Source organism: Allobosea psychrotolerans (genome assembly GCF_002917105.1).
Taxonomy (GTDB): Bacteria; Pseudomonadota; Alphaproteobacteria; order Rhizobiales; family Beijerinckiaceae; genus Allobosea; species Allobosea psychrotolerans.
The window spans coordinates 14,112-29,648 of record NZ_PQFZ01000024.1; the positions used below are offsets into that span (position 1 = coordinate 14,112).

Annotated in this window: 13 protein-coding genes; 5 read left to right on the forward strand and 8 right to left on the reverse strand. The window is 65.3% G+C overall.

Features of this window, described 5'->3' with window-relative positions; genetic code table 11:
* Positions 1-119: 119 nt before the first annotated feature.
* The 3 genes from CYD53_RS26135 (at position 120) to CYD53_RS26145 (ending at position 3,552) form a co-directional block, all read left to right on the forward strand.
* On the forward strand, positions 120-737 hold the full coding sequence (locus CYD53_RS26135) for a ParB-like protein (protein WP_103721023.1): 618 nt from the start codon (positions 120-122) through the stop codon (positions 735-737).
* A gap of 166 nt (positions 738-903) precedes the next feature.
* Positions 904-1,680 carry a C40 family peptidase gene (locus tag CYD53_RS26140; RefSeq protein WP_103721024.1) on the forward strand — a complete coding sequence of 259 codons (777 nt, stop codon included), beginning with the start codon at positions 904-906 and terminating at the stop codon, positions 1,678-1,680.
* Between the two features lie 312 nt (positions 1,681-1,992).
* The gene (locus CYD53_RS26145; protein ID WP_103721025.1) at positions 1,993-3,552 is read left to right on the forward strand and encodes an oleate hydratase; all 1,560 of its coding nucleotides are present in this window, start codon (positions 1,993-1,995) and stop codon (positions 3,550-3,552) included.
* Positions 3,553-4,215: 663 nt separating this feature from the next.
* On the opposite strand, the gene CYD53_RS26150 is transcribed toward CYD53_RS26145, so the two are convergent.
* Both CYD53_RS26150 and CYD53_RS26155 read right to left on the reverse strand, forming a co-directional pair.
* A complete protein-coding gene (locus CYD53_RS26150; protein ID WP_103721026.1) occupies positions 4,216-5,568 on the reverse strand; it encodes a pyridoxamine 5'-phosphate oxidase family protein in 1,353 nt (450 codons plus the stop codon).
* The gene (locus tag CYD53_RS26155) at positions 5,565-6,032 is read right to left on the reverse strand and encodes a pyridoxamine 5'-phosphate oxidase family protein (RefSeq protein ID WP_103721027.1); all 468 of its coding nucleotides are present in this window, start codon (positions 6,030-6,032) and stop codon (positions 5,565-5,567) included. The genes CYD53_RS26150 and CYD53_RS26155 overlap by 4 nt, the downstream gene beginning before the upstream one ends.
* Before the next feature lie 132 nt (positions 6,033-6,164).
* Here CYD53_RS26155 and CYD53_RS26160 point away from each other — a divergent pair, with 132 nt between their 5' ends.
* Complete coding sequence (locus CYD53_RS26160) at positions 6,165-7,712, forward strand: flavin-containing monooxygenase (RefSeq protein ID WP_103721028.1); 1,548 nt, start codon at positions 6,165-6,167, stop codon at positions 7,710-7,712.
* A gap of 289 nt (positions 7,713-8,001) precedes the next feature.
* On the opposite strand, the gene CYD53_RS26165 is transcribed toward CYD53_RS26160, so the two are convergent.
* Together CYD53_RS26165 and CYD53_RS26170 are read right to left on the reverse strand one after the other, a co-directional pair.
* Positions 8,002-9,432: an aldehyde dehydrogenase family protein gene (locus CYD53_RS26165; protein WP_103721029.1), complete on the reverse strand. Its 1,431-nt coding sequence runs from the start codon at positions 9,430-9,432 to the stop codon at positions 8,002-8,004.
* 303 nt (positions 9,433-9,735) lie between these two features.
* A complete protein-coding gene (locus tag CYD53_RS26170; RefSeq protein ID WP_103721072.1) occupies positions 9,736-10,233 on the reverse strand; it encodes a GAF domain-containing protein in 498 nt (165 codons plus the stop codon).
* Positions 10,234-10,431: 198 nt separating this feature from the next.
* Here CYD53_RS26170 and CYD53_RS26175 point away from each other — a divergent pair, with 198 nt between their 5' ends.
* Positions 10,432-10,989, forward strand: coding sequence for a methylated-DNA--[protein]-cysteine S-methyltransferase (locus CYD53_RS26175; protein ID WP_103721030.1), 558 nt, complete (start codon positions 10,432-10,434; stop codon positions 10,987-10,989).
* Positions 10,990-11,110: 121 nt separating this feature from the next.
* On the opposite strand, the gene CYD53_RS26180 is transcribed toward CYD53_RS26175, so the two are convergent.
* The 4 genes from CYD53_RS26180 to CYD53_RS26195 form a co-directional block, all read right to left on the reverse strand.
* Positions 11,111-12,037, reverse strand: coding sequence for a 2-hydroxyacid dehydrogenase (locus CYD53_RS26180; RefSeq protein ID WP_103721031.1), 927 nt, complete (start codon positions 12,035-12,037; stop codon positions 11,111-11,113).
* 111 nt (positions 12,038-12,148) lie between these two features.
* Entirely contained in the window at positions 12,149-13,297 is a 1,149-nt protein-coding gene (locus CYD53_RS26185) for an alpha-hydroxy acid oxidase (RefSeq protein ID WP_103721032.1), read from the reverse strand.
* Positions 13,294-14,262, reverse strand: coding sequence for a hypothetical protein (locus tag CYD53_RS26190; protein ID WP_103721033.1), 969 nt, complete (start codon positions 14,260-14,262; stop codon positions 13,294-13,296). The genes CYD53_RS26185 and CYD53_RS26190 overlap by 4 nt, the downstream gene beginning before the upstream one ends.
* Positions 14,262-15,536: an NAD(P)/FAD-dependent oxidoreductase gene (locus CYD53_RS26195; protein ID WP_103721034.1), complete on the reverse strand. Its 1,275-nt coding sequence runs from the start codon at positions 15,534-15,536 to the stop codon at positions 14,262-14,264. Before CYD53_RS26195 ends, CYD53_RS26190 begins: the two co-directional genes overlap by 1 nt.
* Between the last annotated feature and the right edge of the window lies 1 nt (position 15,537).

The window sequence follows — 15,537 nt, forward strand, 5'->3', positions numbered from 1 at the left end:
CCGTCCTATTCATTTCCCGTCTTATCCATGCGCCACCATGGAATACGTCAAGACCGGCCGATCTCCTCCCGATCGTCCATGCACACCGAAATCCGCCGCGCCGATGCGAGGTGACCCTGATGACGACGCGAGAGCCCATTCTTCACCCCGTGCGGATCAGCGAGCTCCGGCCGACCCAGATGACGGTCGGCCTGCGCGAGGTCGAGGCCAAGCGCCGGCTCTGGCGCGAAAAGCACGGCGTGCATGCGCAGGAATTCCTGGGCAGGCACATGATCCCGGTGCTCAAGGGCCCCAAGGACCGCTTCTACATCCTCGACCATCATCACCTGGCGCGTGCGCTTGACGAGGAAGGCGTCGAGGAGGTGCTCGTCAATGTGGTGTCGGATCTGTCGAGCCTGACCAGGCAGAGCTTCTGGACGGTCTGCGAGCATCGCGCCTGGACCCATCCCTACGACGCTGAAGGCGTGCGTCGCAGCGTCGATGACATTCCCAAGCGGGTCGCCGACCTCAAGGACGACCCCTACCGCTCGCTCGCCGGAGAGCTCCGGCGCGCCGGCGGCTTCGCCAAGGAGGTGACGCCGTTCTCCGAGTTCCTGTGGGCCGACTTCCTGCGGCGGCGCATCCCGCGCAAGCGCGTCGTGAGCGCATTCGAAGCGGCGGTGGTCAAGGCGCTCGACCTCGCAAGGAGCCAGGAGGCGAATTATCTGCCGGGATGGTGCGGTCCCATAGAGGGCTAGAGCAATTTCCTTTCCGGCTTGATCAGAAATTGCTTTAGATCATTGTTTTAACGCGTTTTCTTCACGCGGACCGGTATCCATTTCGGTCGAAAACGCCTTAGCTCAATGCGACCGGCGTGGCCGGACGAAGGCTGTCACGGGGCGCATGACGCGAGGCGACACTGCGATGAGGCAATCCAATACGGCTCTCGATTGGCTCGGACACAGGCTGGCCCGCCTGCTGCTGCGCGAGACGCCCGGCCAGGAGCTTTTCATCCCGTCGGATCCTGACGCGCTGCGGCGCACGCTGCGGCCGGGCGATGTCGTGCTGGTCGCCGGCTCCAGCATGATCGCGACGGCGGTCAAATACCTGACGCAGTCGACCTGGTCGCATGCCGCGCTTTATGTCGGCGATGTGCTTGGGGCGCCCGATGACGGCAGCGAGCGCCACAGCCTGATCGAAGTCGTCCTCGATGCGGGTTGCAGATCCGCGCCACTCTCGAGCCTGGCACGCTTTCACACCCGCATCTGCCGGCCCGTCGGGTTGATCGAGAGCGATCGCGACGAACTGATCAACTTCATGATCTCGCGCCTCGGCATTCGCTACGACATGCGCAACATCGTGGACCTTGCCCGCTATCTGCTGCCGACGCCGCCCATCCCCTCGCGCTGGCGGCGGCGCATGATCGCGCTGGGATCGGGAGAGCCGACCCGGGCGATCTGCTCGACCCTGCTCGCCGAGGCGTTCGGGCGCATCGGCTACCCCATCCTGCCGCGCATCGAGCAGGGTGCAGCGGTCAAGCGCGGCATCAGCAGCTGGCGCCGTCAGGAACTCCTGCATATCCGGCACCACAGCCTCTACGCGCCCGGCGACTTCGACATCTCGCCCTATTTCGAGATCGTCAAGCCAACCCTCGTGGAGGGCTTCAACTACAAGGGCCTGACCTGGGTCGACGGGCCCTGAGGCGGGTTTGCCGCCACGCCTCAATGGTCGTTCCGGAACCCGGTCATGCACAATAGGTAAAAACCAATGTACTGGGCGTGAACGCTGGAGGGACCATGTCTATCCTATTGCCATTCAAGCATGCCACACATCGCGCCAAGACTTTTTATTCAAGAAAAGCGACTTGTCATTCAAGAGCAGCTCTGTGATCCTGCGGTGAGATATTTGTCGTGAAGCCGGCTACCGATACTGGCAAGGTTCGGGGGAACGCCGAGCCCGGGCGGTTTCAGGACGGGATTTTCATCACCACCAGCACTCTGAACCGAGGTTGTCATGAAAGCTTATTTCATCGGCGGCGGCATTGGATCGCTTGCGGGCGCTGCCTTCCTGATCCGTGACGGCGGCGTCAGCGGCGGCGACGTCACCATCTATGAAGAGTTGCCGCTGGTTGGCGGCAGCCTCGATGGCGCCAGGCTGGCGGACCACGCTTATTCCCTGCGCGGCGGCCGCATGCTGACCACGGATCACTACGAGTGCACCTGGGGCCTGCTGAAGGGCATCCCGTCGATCGATGATCCCAGCAAGACCGTCTACGAGGAAACCGTCGCCTTCAACGAGGCGCAAATGGCGCATTCGCAGGCGCGCCTCGTCGATCACAACTGCTTCAAGATCGATGTTTCGACCATGGGCTTCACCATGCAGGACCGCATCGAACTGGTCAGGCTTGCCGAGGCGTCGGAGGAGGAACTCGGCGCAAGCCGCATCACCGACTGGCTCTCGCCGCCATTCTTCCGGACGAATTTCTGGTACATGTGGCAGACCACTTTCGCCTTCCAGACTTGGCACAGCGCCGCGGAGCTGAAGCGCTATCTGCATCGCTTCATGAACGAGTTCCCGCGCATCGAAACGCTGGGTGGCGTCAAGCGGACCGTCTACAACCAGTTCGACGCAATCGTGCGCCCATTGCTGGAGTGGCTTCGGCAAAAGGGCGTCCGCTTCGAGAACGGCGTGCGTGTCACCGACATGGATCTGATCGACGAGGCCGGCAAGCTGCGCGTCGCCGGCCTCTCTCTGAACCGTGACGGCAAGCTGGAAGCGCTGACGCTGAAGGACGGCGATCTGGTGTTCTTCCAGAACGGTTCGATGACCGACGCCACCAGCCTGGGTACGATGACCAGTCCGCCGAAGCGTTTGACCAAGGCCGACAGCCATGGCTGGGAGCTTTGGGAAAAGATCGCAGCCGGCCGGCCGGAATTCGGCAATCCCGCCGTCTTCAACAGCTCGATTCCTGAATCCTATTGGGAATCCTTCACAGTCACCTGCAGCACCCCTGTCTTCTTCGACAAGATGGAGCGGTTCTCAGGCAACCGAGCCGGCACCGGCGGCCTCGTGACGTTCAAGGATTCGAACTGGCTGATGTCGGTGGTACTCTACCGCCAGCCGCATTTCATCGATCAGCCGGCCAATCTGCAGGTGTTCTGGGGCTATGCGCTCCATCCGGACCGGGTCGGCAATTTCGTGCCGAAGCCGATGTCCGCATGCGGCGGCGCCGAAATCCTGCGCGAACTATGCGGGCATCTCAATTTCGATCCCGGCGTCTTCGAGGGCGCAGCCTGCATCCCCTGCAACCTGCCCTACATCACCAGCATGTTCATGCCCCGCGCCAAGGGCGACCGGCCGCTTCCGGTGCCTAAAAATTCGAAGAACCTGGGCTTCATCAGCCAGTTCGTCGAAATTCCCGACGACGTGGTCTTCACCGTGGAATATTCGATCCGGGCGGCGCAGATGGCGGTCTATCAGCTCCTGGGGCTGGATCGGCAGATCCCGCCGATCACCCGGCACGACAAATCGATCAAGGTCATCGTCGAGACGATCGAAAAGGCCTTCGCTTAGGGGCTGACACCGCGTAATGGACCCGAGGCCGTTCACCGTTGCCACGCCTCAATGGTCGTTCCAGAACTGGGTCATGCACCAATAGGTGAAGGCCGAGGTCCAGCCGATGAAGACGAGGCCGGAGAGCCCCTCGACGCCCGTGAACAGGCGCAGCGGCCCGTAGAGGAACGTCTCGTTGCGCCCGAGCGCCAGCGTAGATGAAACTGAGAACTACGTTTCCGCTGGAGCACTATGATTCAGCATCAGGTGCTGGTCCGCAATTTCCAATGCTGCGATGGAATTGGAAATTGCACTACGACACTCAAGATCGAACTAGAAATCACATTTGGAGGGAAATGGATGGATGATCGAATGGCGTCCAAGCTGATCTCACCATCGCCATTATGATTCTGATCCGGCGACCCGTCATTGCAGGTGCAGACATCAGACCCTGGTTCAAATCGCGGGCTCGCAACACCCGATTCTTGCGATTGATCGAGAGAGCTATACCAAAGCTAGCAGCATAGCCGCTCCCAACCCGCCGATGTCTGGCGTTGGCCGAAGGCGAACAGCAGCTTTAGAGCGATCGGGAAGGAAAGCGGACGGTCCAGAGCAAGGTTAAATACAGCCTTCGACCCCAAACGCGCACGACACTTTACGCTGCTGCTCCGAACCTTCATCGCGCTACCTGCTCGAGGAGCTCTTTCCCTTGGCGACGGTCAAGACGGCGGGTCCGGCGAGTTGCAGTCTCAGCTTCCCGCGGCCTGTCTGAAGCAAACGGAGCGGCGCAGCCTTTTCCTCGAGCCGCCGTCGGAGCAGGAGCAGTCGGGTCTCCAGGTTGTCCTTGAGATCAGGCAGGCGCAGTTCGTCGGAGAGCCGCATCTCGCGGTTGGTGAAGTCCGCGCGTCCCTCCCGCAGATGTAACCGAAGCAGATGGACAAGCAGGCGGCCGGGCACGCCCTTGATCACGTATTCGTTGTCGATGAACACGCTATCGTCGAACGTATGATGAACGATGTTGAAGGGCCGCCCCGCCAATGCGCCGTTGCCTTCCGATGTGACGAGCGACGGCTCGTTTCCAAGACTATCCGCAAGCGAGAGGGCCGCTGCCGCCTGATTCGCGACGATCGACAGCGCGGCTTCGACATCCTTTGAAAACGCAAGTCGCTCCGCGCTTTCCAGAAACAGCACGCCCCGCAAGCTTCCTCCAGCGATCATCGGCAGCGCCACTTGGCTCATCGCATCAGCCAGTCCCGGCAGCGCGATCGTGCGGGTGCGGTTCTCGTCTGCGGAGGTGGGGCGGATTGCCGAGCCGAAGCGCCGGATCCGGCTCATGTCGCTGATCCGAACGGCGCATCGCTCGGCGGCAGCCGTCCCGATCACCGCCTCGCCGACCGCCACTTCCGAGCCGATGCCGCTCCAGGCATAGCCGCGGCTGCCCACAGTCACCAGACGCGCACCCGATGGCTCCTTCAGCAACAGCATCGTGTTGGAAAAGCCGAAGCCTTCCCGCACGCCATCGAGGACTGCGTCGATGATCGTCGCTATGTCGCTCGCTTCGGCGATCCTGACGGCGAGCGTGGCGGCCGCGGCGAGATGCCGGTCCGCTGTGGACGGTCGGATGGCCGTGGCGATCGTCGGAGACTGGACGGCCTCCACCCGATCCACGCGATAAAGATCGACGCCGCGTAGCCGCATGACGCCGTGCATACCGATTTGCGCGCTGCTAGCGCGAAGCTGGGCCGCCATGGCGTCGAACAGCGTGCCACCGTCGAGCGACCGGTCGAAGGTGACATTCAGCCTGTATTGGTCGCCGTCACGCGGGTCGACGAGCAAGAGGGTGGCCTGGTTGTTGGCATGTAGATTTGCGGCTGTCTTTGAGAAGAACTGGTTCGACAGCGCCACATGCGCGTCGTCGACGAATTCGACGTGCGAGAGGTAGGAGATGTTCGGAACGCCGTCCGCCGAGGCGGTCGCGAGGATCGACGGAATGACGCCCTCGAAGCAAGCGCCGAGGTCGCGCAAGCGGATCGTCATCGCGACGGTTCCAGCCTCTGGCCGGCCATGTCGCCCGGTGTCTGGATGAAGATCATCTCGGCCGCCAGACGCAGCGCTGCGGGCTCGCGGTCCACGAGCCAGGGCGCCGTGACCCTAGCATCGAGTCCGTTCCCGACCAGGGTCGCGGTCATCGCCTCAACATAGCGCACCGCGCAGGCGCGGTGGGCGGCCAACGCCGGGACGACCATAGCGCGACCCTTGACCTGGTAGGAGACATAGTCGGACGGCCGGGCGAAGGTCACGGCAAGCCGACCGTTCCAACGAACGTTGGCAATGGTCTCCGGCCATTGCCATTCTGAAACGATCAGGTCGACGCTGCTTGTCGCCCGGTCGACGATGGCGCCCACGGCCCGGCCGACCTGCGGCCTGAGGACGTCGTCGCACGTGCCGACGATGATCATCACGGCGCTTTCCATGAAGCTCGCGAGTTCCGCGTCGATCACTATCGGGCCAACCTGTCCATGCTTCGAGCTTAGCAATGTTTTAGGAACAGCAAACACCCGCTTAGGAAGCATTTAGGATCGGCGGGTTGCAAGGAGGCGTATGGTTCAGCTTCCAGAGCAGAGGACCCCGCCATGACCGCCTCCCTCGACCCCATCCGCATGCCCGAGAAGGCGGTCGCCGTCATCGGCGCCGGTCCGGCCGGCCTTGTCTCGGCCCGATATCTGAAGAAGCACGGCTTCCTTCCTGTTGTCTTCGAGGCCTCGTCGGAGATCGGCGGTCAGTGGAATGCCGCCTCGCCATCAAGCGCGGTCTGGCCCGGCATGCGCACCAACACAAGCCGGATCCTGACGGCCTTCAGCGATCTCGACCACGCGGAGGGGACGAATGTCTACCCGAGCCAGACCGACATGCAGGCGTACCTGAAGCGCTACGCCGAGCTGGCGGATCTCGACGGCCAGACAATTCGCCGGTCGACGACGGTCGAGGCAGTCGAACGCGCGCCGGGCGAGGGTTGGACAGTTCGCACGCGTCATGGCGACAGCGTATCGGCGGAGATCTATCCTCACGTCGTCATCGCGACGGGATATTGCAGGACGCCCGACGCGCCTGCGATCGCCGGGCTGGAGGGCTTCGCCGGATCCGCTGGCGTCATCCACAGTTCCCGGTACAAGGGTCCAGAGCCGTATCGCGGCCGCTCGGTGTTGGTCGCCGGCTGCTCGATCAGCGCGCTGGAGATCGCCAGCGAGTTGGCGGCTTCCGGCGCGATCGTCTCGGTTGCGATGCGCCGACAGCGATACGTGCTGCAAAAGCTCCTCGCCGGCATCCCCACGGATCATGTCGCCTTCACCCGCTTTGCCGCACAGGCGGGCATGATGCTTCCCCCCGAAGCGGTTGCGGCGGGAATGAAGCAGATGGTCTTGTCGACCTGCGGCAGCCCCGAGCAATTCGGGGCGCCGAAACCCGACGACAACATCTTCGCGGCGGGCCTGACGCAATCGCAAAACTACCTGGCCCTCGTGGCGGAAGGGCGGATCGGTCCACGACCGTGGATCAAGGCGATCGACGGCCGCGCCGTGCGCTTCGCTGACGGGTCGAGCGACAGCCTCGATGGCATCATTCTGGGCACAGGCTACAGGCTCTCGCTGCCTTTCCTGAGCGACGAGATCGTAGCGAAGCTCGGTCTCGACGGCCAGGGGTTGGACCTGCACGACCATACCATCCATCCAGACCTCGACGGGCTGGGCTTCGTCGGGCTCTATTCGCTGATCGGCCCCTATTTTCCCGTGCTCGAACTGCAGGCGCGCTGGCTCGCTTATCTCTGGGCTGGGCTGCGCCCGACGCCGCCTGTCGAGGCCGTGCGAGAGGGCGTCGCGCTCGCACGCTCGCGCCGCGGCGGTCCGCGCGATGTTCCGATGCATGCGCTGGCTGTCCTCTTTGCCAACAATGCTGGTGTCGAACCGCGTCCGGCGGAATGGCCTGCGCTCGAACGCGCGCTGTGGTTCGGGCCCCTGTCGCCCGCCTCTTTTCGGTTGGTCGGCGCCGATGCACAGCCTGAAGCGCAAGCGCGCACGAGGGCAGCGGCGCGCTCTTTCAATGCGATCGCCAGCGACGCGCTCACGGTCGAGGAAGCGGCTCGCTTGAAGGTTGTCGCGCCCGGACCTGATCCGATCCCGGCATAATCTCGAGCTAAACCGTTGCCGCTTTGCGCGTCCGCCCCCGGGAAAAGCGGCAAGCGCCGGGAACTACAGAGATGGGCGCTGAGCGGTCTGTGGTATTCGGCCGCTCATTCAGCATCCCCGAACCAACCCGAAAACTTCACGGGACCGGGGAGAAGGCGGTCGTAGTACAGCGCGCTGTAGAGTGGTTGCGGGGGCGGGATTTGGGAGGCATGAACCTTGGGAGGCATGAACCTTCGCGCCGGCCCGTTACGACGGGGGCGAAAACGCCCCCGCCGCGGGATGACCGTTCTCAGGCCGCTTCGTAGCCGACCGTACCCTTGATCTCGAGGAACTCCTCGAGGCCGAAGCCGGCATATTCGCGGCCATTGCCGGACTGCTTGTAGCCCCCGAAGGGCGCGCCTGCGTCCCAGGCCGGATAGTTGATGTAGACATTGCCGCTGCGCATCTTGGCCGCGACCTTGCGGGCGCGATCGAGCGAGCCGGACTGGACATAGGAGGCCAGCCCGTAAGGCGTGTCGTTCGCCCGCTCGATCACCTCTTCCTCGCTGCCATAGGGCAGGATCGAGAGCACGGGGCCGAAGATCTCCTCGCGCGCGATCGCCATCTCGTCGGTGACATTGGCGAAGACGGTCGGGCGAACATAGTAGCCGCGATTGAGCCCCTCCGGCCGGCCGGAGCCGCCGGTGACGAGATCGGCGCCTTCCTTGATGCCGGCTTCGATGAGCTTCTGGATCTTGTTGTACTGGACCTCGCTGACCACCGGCCCGAGGAAGACGCCGTCAGTCGAGGGGGCGCCGACCTTGAGCGGCTCGGCCGTCGCCTTGGCGATCGCCACTGCCTGATCATGCAGCGCCGCGGGTACGAACATCCGGGTCGGCGCATTGCAGGACTGGCCGGAGTTGCGCATGACGCTTTCGACGCCGAGCTTCACCGACTTCTGCAGGTCGGCATCGTCCAGGATGATGTTGGCCGACTTGCCGCCGAGCTCCTGATGCACGCGCTTGACCGTATCGGCCGCCGCCTTGGCGACGAGGATGCCGGCGCGGGTCGAGCCGGTGAAGGAGACCATGTCGACGCCCGGATGGCGCGAGATCGCCTCGCCGACCGTCGGCCCGTCGCCATTGACGAGGTTGAACACGCCCTTCGGCACGCCAGCCTCATGCATGACCTCGGCGAAGATGATGGCGTTGATCGGGGCGATCTCGCTGGGCTTCAGCACCATGGTGCAGCCGGCTGCAAGCGCCGGCGCGACCTTGCACATGATCTGGTTCAGCGGCCAGTTCCACGGCGTGATCATGCCGACGACGCCGATCGGCTCCTTGGCGATCAGGGTCGTGCCGCGCAGCTCCTCGAACTCGAAGGTCTCCAGCGTCTCGATCATCTTCGCCAGATGGGCGGTGCCCATGCCGGCCTGGGCCCGGTGAGCCAGCTCCTTCGGCGCGCCCATCTCGCGCGAGAGCGCGTCGGCGATATCCGCATAGCGCGCCTTATAGGCCTCGGCCAGGCGGCGCATCAGCGCCAGGCGCTCGGCACGCGAGGTCGCAGCAAAAGCCGGGAAAGCGGCGCGGGCGGCAGCGACCGCCTTGTCGACATCGGCTTGCTCGCCGAGCGCGATCGTGGCGAAGGCCTCCTCCGTCGAAGGGTCGATCACGTCGAGCGTCCTGTTCCCCGAGGGCGCCACCCACTGACCATCGATATAGAATTGCAAGGCGTGCGACATGATGCGTTCTCCGAAGGCTGATCTCAGCAGGGGACTATTTCCGACCGCCCGGAACCGCCCGCACCGGCAATGATTGCTGGCGGGCGGGACGGGCGACCGGTCGGTCTGGTCTCGACAGCTTGGCGTTCCTCACGACCAAACGATGGCGCGCGGCTCGATCCTGAGCCGAAGAGGAGAGGATCGGTCCCTGGTCTGTCCGCACGCGCCTCGCGCTGTGTTCCGACAGTCATAACGATAGGCGGATGCCGGATGGTTGTCACGGCCGGATCGGCCCGGATTCAGGCATGGCCCCATGCCGCCATGTCAGGGCGCGATCGGAGCGCTCGCCGCGAGATAGATCGCGGCGATGGCTTCGATGCCGGCCTGATCGGCCGCGTCGAACCGGGCCGGATGCGGACTGTCGAGGTCGATCACCCCGATCACCTCGCCGTCGCGGAGCAAGGGCACGACCAGTTCGGAGCGGGAGGCCGCATCGCAGGCGATATGGCCGGGAAAGGCATGGACATCCTCGACCAGCATCGACTGCCGGCGCTCGACGGCAGCACCGCAGACGCCGCGCCCGACCGGAATGCGCACGCAGGCCGGCTTGCCCTGAAACGGCCCGAGCACGAGCTCGCCCTCGCGCATGATGTAGAAGCCGGCCCAGTTGAGGCCCAGCAGCATCTGGAACAGCAGCGCCGAGGTGTTGGCGGCGTTGGCGATCGCATCGCCCTCCCCCGCCAGCAGAGCCGCGAGCTGCTGCGACAATTCGCGATAGAATTCCACCTTGTCGTCCGTCGCGATCGCGAGCGCTTCAAACATCGCCATTCCTCATCAAGATATTCTGGATGCGGGCATCCTTCCGGCCTCCCTAGCATGTCGGGCGCCGGGGCCACCATCGGCCCCGCGCACCGCATGGACATCTCCCCAGGGCATCTCCCATGGGCAGGAATCGGGTGGAGCACGCTGCCTTTGGCCCCTATCTCCAGGGCCTGCAATCGGACCCGACAGGAGAAAGCCATGCGCGACATCATCCGCTTTGCCTGGGGCGAAAGCAGCCTGGGCGACGTTCTGGTCGCGGTCTCGACCAAGGGCCTGGTCGCCTTCGAGTTCGCCAATCAGCGCCCGGCCCTGGCGGAGGCGCTGCATGCACGCTTCCCGGACGCCGAGATCGTCAACGACGAAAATGGCCTGGCCCAGCTCGTTGGCACGATGGCGCAATTGGTCGAGCAGCCGGGCCTCGCCCCGGACATCCCGCTCGATCTGCGCGGAACGCCCTATGAGATCAATGTCTGGCAGATGCTCCGGGATATCCCGATGGGTGAGACCACCCATTATGGGGCCCTGGCCGCGCTGCTGGGCACGCGCGATGCCCGGGACGTCACCAAGGCGATCGCCGCCAACCCGATCGCGATCCTGCTGCCCTGCCACCGTGTCCTCAGGAAGGACGGCTCGATCTCGGGATATCGCTGGGGCGTCTACCGCAAGAAGGCGCTGCTGCAGCGCGAGAAAGCGGCTGTCGCAAAATATGCGACAGCACGGCGGGAAGCGGAGCACGGCGTTCGGTCAGCCGCCTGAAGCGTGCGCAGGACGCCTCCACCGTAGCGCTCAGGCGCCCTTCGATGCATCCCTGCGCGGCTTCGCGGCTGGCCCGGGATGACGGTGTGGTTCCTGCTCGCCCGCCCAACACCAGCGCGCCCTAATAGCCGCGCTGCCGATCAATCAGGCCGATCGGCTCCTTGCCGGCTCGCAACAGGTCGAGATTCCTGAGGATGACCTCAACGGAGGTGCCCGGCTGTGCCGAGCTCGCGATATGCGGCGTCAGCAGGATGCGCGGATGCGTCCACATCGGGTGATCGGGCGGCAGCGGTTCGGGATCGGTGACGTCGAGCACCGCGCCGGACAACTGCCCGCTATCCAGGGCCGCCAGCAAGGCGTCCTGATCGAGATGCCCGCCGCGCCCGACATTCACCAGCATGGCGCCACGCGGCAATTTGGCGAAGAGCTCGCCGTTCAGGATGCCCTGGGTCTGCGCCGTCAATGGCAGGAGGCAGACCAGGATATCGGTGCGGCCGAGGAAGGCATCGAACTCGCCTTCCCCGGAGAAGGTCTCGATGCCTTCGATCTCATGCCGCGACCGGCTCCAGCCGGCAACCTTGAAGCCGGCATAAGCCAGCTTCTTGCACGCCAGGCTGCCGAGCTGGCCAAGCCCGAGCACGCCGACGCGCCGGCTCCCCGCCGTTGCGGACGGCAGCGGGTTCCAGAGCCCGCGCTGCTGCTGGTCGATATGGGTCAGGACATCGCAATGCAGGGACAGCACCGCCGTCGTGACGAACTCGGCCATGATCTGTGGCACGCTCGGGTCGAGCATCCTGACGACCTTGACGTTTGGCGGCACCAGATCGAGGTTCAACTGGTCGACGCCGGCGCCGACCGAGAACAGCACCTCGAGATTGGGATAGCCGGTCGCGATGTCGTCGGGCGGCAGCCAGACCGCCATGTATTTGACCAGCGCGGGGTCGCCGACATCCGGCCAGATCCGGAACGGCAGGTCGGGCTCGCGCTCCTCGAAGACGGCCTTCCAGTGATTGCCGCGTACAGCCTCGGACTTGTATAGAAAGATCATAGTTTTCCTCGCGCTACGGTGCGTTCCTAGCGTCTGGGGAAAACCCTGTCTTGTATGCAATGATGGTCCGGACCGGCCTTGTAGGAGGGGCGCCCCTTGCGAGCGCTCGGTTCAACAGCGGCGCAGATCAGCCAGATTGCGCGCGCCGAGCATGCCCATCGTCACATTGAGTTCATGGGTCAGGAGATCGAGGACGCGCCCTGCCCCATCACTGCCCCCGATCGCGACGCCGTAGAGCGTCGCACGGCCGATCAGGACGCCGCTTGCGCCCAGCGCCAGGAAACGGGCGATGTCGGCGCCACGGCGCACGCCGCTATCGGCGAGGATCTCCATGCGGCCCCCAATCGCCGCGACGATGGCGGGCAGGACCTCGGTCGGGCCGGGCGCACAGTCGAGATTGCGGGCGCCATGGTTCGAGACCACGATCGCATCGACGCCATGGGAGAGCGCGGTCAGCGCATCGTCGACGCGCAAGATGCCCTTGAGGATGAGCTTGCCCTTCCAGCGCTGGCGCAGCAGGCGGACATCCTCCCAGGTCACGTCGGCGGCGAGGTTCAGCTCGTCGGAGAGCGAGCTCCGCCCGAGCTGGGTGCGGAACTCGTCGGGATAATGCGCATAGGTCGGCACGCCCGAGGCGAGCAGCGAACGCAGCATCACTGACGCCGTCCAACGCGGATGCAGCATCAGGTCGATGCCGGCGCGCACCGAGGCCTTGAGTGGAATGCCGAAGCCGTTGCGCAGATTATATTCGCGGTTGGGCCCGACGGCGGTGTCGACCGTCAGCACCAGCGTCTCGGCCCCGGCCGCCCAGGCTCGGTCGATCAGCGCCAGCGTGCGCTGCCGGTTCTTCCAGACATAGAGCTGGAACCAGAGCTTTGCACCGGATTCCGCCGCGATGCGCTCGACCGAGGTGATCGACTGGGTGGAGACGCAGAAAGGGATGCCGGCGCGCGCCGCGGCCTTGGCGAGCGCGATCTCGCCATCATGCCAGACCAGCCCCGCCATGGCCGTGGGCGCGATCACCAGCGGAAGCGGCTGCGCTTGGCCGAGAATTTCCGCCTCAAGCGAACGCTGGGAGACGTCGACCAGCACCGAGGGCGCGAGCCGGATCGCATCGAGCTGCCGCCGATTGCCGGAGATCGAGATCTCATCCTCGCTGCCGCGGTCGATATACTCGAACAGGCCGCGTGGCAGGCGGCGCCTGGCGGCCCTGCGCACGTCTTCGACATTGAGGATATGAGCGAAGGCGGGCTTGGTCATCGCGGCAACTTTACGCCGATGCCCGCAATGCGCGCCTTGGCGACGACCAGATGCGCAAGCGCGAGATCAGCCAGAGCGAAGCCGCGGAAGCAGAAGAAGGAACGGCGCCCGGCAGCAGTCGGATGTGGCGCGTCAGCGAGCTCGATGAGATTGTGCTGGAAGCGGACGGTCGTCACAGGCTGACCATCGACATCATAGGGTGCGCTCGACTGGGCGAGGCTGTCGGTCGCGAGCACGTCGAAGGCAGGCAGCGTTTCCGGACGCCAGCTGCGGCCGAGATCGACGGCCGAGGCGAAGGCGACCGGCTTCAGCCTGTTGGCATCGAGGAAGGGCTGCAGCCCCGGCGCGCCGGGCACCATCGAGATCACGATGTCGCTTCGCGCGAGCAGCTGATCCGCCTCATCGACCACCTCCCCTACGAGGCCCCGCAGGGAGGCGGCTTCGGCGAGGCTCTCGGCCGAGGCGCGGCTGCGGCTGAACAGCAGGGCGGAGGTCAGGCCCGGATAGAGATCGAGAAAGGCCGCGAGATGGGCGTGCGCCTGCAGCCCGCAGCCAACGAATCCGATCGTGCGCGGCGCCGGCGGGGCGAGCCTGGATGCCGCAGCCGCCGACAAGGCAGCGGTGCGGATCAGCGTGATCTCGTCACCATCGAGCACCGCGATCGGCGCGCCGCTGGCATAATCGCTGACGCAGATCAGCGCATTGATGCCAGGCACCGGGCTTTTGGGCGGTACGGGCGCCATCGCCACCCATTTCAGCGTGGCGATGGACTGCGCCGAGGAGGCCGCCGTCATCGCCTGGAAACCATGGCCGGGACCGAGACCGAGCGCGCTCTTCGGCAAGCTCTGGTTCAGCCCGGCGGCGTGGTCGCGAAAGGCCTGCAATACGGCCTCGCGCGCCTCCGACGGCGCAATGGCAAGCGCCTGAACATCGGCGCGCGAGAGATAAAGCAACTCATTGCCCATCAGCCGAACCTCTTTGCCGAATAAGGCGCCGCGTCGAAAGGCGGGGCCTGCCCGTCAATCAGCGCCGCGACCAGCTTCGCCGTGGCCGGAGCCTGGATCAGCCCGGTATGGGCATGGCCGAAGGCGTGGACCACATCCGGGCAGGCCGAGGCCGCCCCGATACAGGGCAGCCCGTCCGGCGTCGAGGGGCGATGGCCCATCCAGCGGTTGATCCCGGCGCGCTCGAACCGCTCGGCGAGTGCGGGAAACATGGCGCGGGCGAAGCCGAGCAGGATATCGGCGCGGCGCCAGTCCGGCGGCGTCGAGACCGAAGCAAGCTCGACCTGCCCGGCGAGCCTCAGGCCCTGCGGCGTGGAGACCACGCCCATCTTGCCGTCGGACGGCATCAGCCCGGCGCCGAGCTCCACACCCGGATCGGAGATCACGACGTGATAGCCGCGCTCCGAGATCAAAGGCACGGCGTCGCCGGCCTCACGGGCTAGGTCGCGCGAACCGATGCCGGCTGCAATCACCGCGCGGTCGCAGGCGACGGGACCACGATCGGTCTCCACAGCTTGCAAGCGGCCACCGGTGATGCTGAAGCCTGTGGCGCAGGCCGTGACGCGCGTCGCCCCGCGATGCAGCGCCAGTTCGGCGAGCGCCCGGCAATAGGCGCCGGGATCGGCGACCTGGCCGCCATCGTCGAGTCTTGCCCCAAAGCGATAGGCCGCCCCGAGCTGCGGAACGAGGCGGCGCAGTTCATCCTCTTCGATCTGCGAGAAGCGCACGCCAAGCGCCTTGCGCATCTCCCATTCGCGGGCTTCCGCCAGGAACTCGGCGCGATCGCGATAGACGAAGATCAGCCCCTCCCTGCGGATCAGCTGGGGCACGCCGGCCTCCTGCGCCAAGGCGGCGTGGTCGGTGACCGTGTCCTTGCAGAGCGGGTAGCGCGCCGCGACGCAGGCCTCGATCTGCGCCCAGTTGCGCCCGGCGAGGACGAAGCGGAGGAGCCAGCCGGCGAGCCCGGGCAGATCACGCCAGCGGATCACGAAGGGGCCGGTCGGATCGAGCAGGAAGCCCGGGACCTTGCGCCAGAGGCCCGGCACGGAGATCGGCATGATCGAAGCCGGGCTGAGCCAGGTGCCGTTGCCATAGGAGGCCGCCTGCCGGCCGCCCGGCTCCTCGGGCTCGATCAGAACAACCTTGTGCCCACAGCGCTGGATCTCCAGCGCCGCGCAGAGGCCGATGATGCCGGCGCCGATCACGGCGACGGTCCGGGAAGCCTCGCGCGCCATC